Origin of the sequence: Aliirhizobium wenxiniae (genome assembly GCF_019511445.1) — a bacterium.
Lineage (GTDB): Bacteria > Pseudomonadota > Alphaproteobacteria > Rhizobiales > Rhizobiaceae > Neorhizobium > Neorhizobium wenxiniae_A.
On the sequence record NZ_JAEUAN010000056.1, the window covers coordinates 1 to 1,729 of the forward strand.

Sequence of the window (1,729 nt, forward strand, 5' to 3'; positions counted from 1 at the left end):
AATGCAGGAGCGCCTAACGAGTTCCGCGCTGCTGCGAACCGTCGCGACCACCCTCCAGCCTAAGCCGGCGAAGGCGCTCAGTTTTTTCCGCGCGTAAGCGGCGTTCCTCTTCGGCTGCATCGGCCGCAACCTTGCTGGTATGTTCAAAAATCGCCGTGCGTTCTTGCACGGTCAGTTTGTTCCTGAGCCTGCTTACCATGACAACCACACTTGAGGGTTTTCTCATAGATGGGTGAAAGCGCGCGTCCTCACAATAGCTCGGAGCTCGCCGTCTGCTAGCGTACAGGCGCTGTTCGCGGCCTTGTCTCGTCAGCGCCGGAACCACATGGGGGATCAAGGCCTCGTGTATACAGCGCGTCAGCTGATTTTACGCTGGTCGATGGCCCGGTTCCGTCCGAGAGTCACTGAGGTCTCGCTCGGACTGTCGGAAGAGCGCATCATCGGATTTGGAGCGGCGCACCATCATCATTTTCAAGTCGCCGAACTCATCGGATATTCAACACTTCGGCATGCGTGTGAACTTGCCCAGGACGTCCGGGAACTCTCAGGGTCGAGCAAGGTTTTTCACCGACGTCTATCACTTGGCAATGCCCAGAAAAGGAGTTTCATGATGTCTAACGCCACCGGAACCGGATCGACACACAGGGCAAGCACCGGAACAACGGACAACCATTTCGGTCGGACGGTAGAGAGCCAGGCTCAGATCGCCGACGCGGAGAAAATCGCGACCGCGACAGAAGCCGGTGAGGTATTGAACATCTATCGCCTGGAACCTGTCGCGCCACCCTCTGATGCGCGCTGGGATCGGGCTCCGTCTCTCGGAACGGTTATCGTTGCTGCGCGGACCGCAGGAGATGCCGCATTGTGGCTGCCGGAGCCGAACTAGATTTCCAGGAAATCTATGCGCTGCCTGCTGAAGATGTCTCGACGGGGAATGCGAGCGCATTTCGAGATGAGAAGGCGTACTCTGTCATTGAAGTGGAACACGGACGGGAAGGCTTGCGGCGAGGCGTGCTCGAGGGCGAGGTTCCGGTCGACACCATTCGGCCGACGCAAGTTTGAGCGTGCGTATCGTGCGCGATGGAAATCCTTCGTTGTCTCTGCAACATGATCGACCCAGTCAGGGTTTCGCGGTCGTAACCGGAGCATCCTCAGGCATTGGCAAAGAGCTTGCAAAGCGTGCCGCGGCTGCTGGCTTCGATCTCGTGTTGGCTGCAGACGAGCCTCGAATCCACGATGTCGCGGTGGAACTGCGACAGACGGGGTCTATCGTTGATGCCATGTGCGTGGACTTGTCCACGACCCAGGGTGTCGATGACTTTGTCCACTTCGTCGAGGATCTGGACCGCCCGGTGGATCTGCTGATCGCCAACGCCGGCATCGATCATGGTGGAGCTTTCGTTGAGACGGATCTATCGCAGACACTTGCAGTGATCGATACAAACATTAGAGGATCTGTGTCTCTGATCCATCAAATCGCCCAACGGATGGGTGCACGGGGCGTCGTTACCGCGTCAATAGTGAGCGTTTTACCCGGGCCCTTTCACGCGACCTACTGCGCCTCGAAGGCGTTCCTCTACTCGTTCTCACAGGCGCTTCGGTACGAGATGAAGGAAAAGGGCGTGTCCGTTACTTGCCTGATGCCCGGAGTTACCGAAACCGGGGTATATGAGCGGGCGGGGATGCAGGACACGTGGGTCGGTCGCTCCCGAAAAGCAGACCCCGCACT

General features: G+C 58.2%; 1 protein-coding gene and 1 pseudogene. Both read left to right on the top strand.

The annotated features are described in order from the left end of the window. The first annotated feature begins 610 nt into the window (after positions 1-610). Positions 611-1,062, top strand: a pseudogene (locus JNB91_RS30215) (hypothetical protein). Positions 1,063-1,094: 32 nt separating this feature from the next. Then, positions 1,095-1,729, top strand: a 635-nt coding sequence (locus JNB91_RS30220) for an SDR family NAD(P)-dependent oxidoreductase (protein ID WP_220329111.1), incomplete at its 3' end; no start/stop codon positions are given.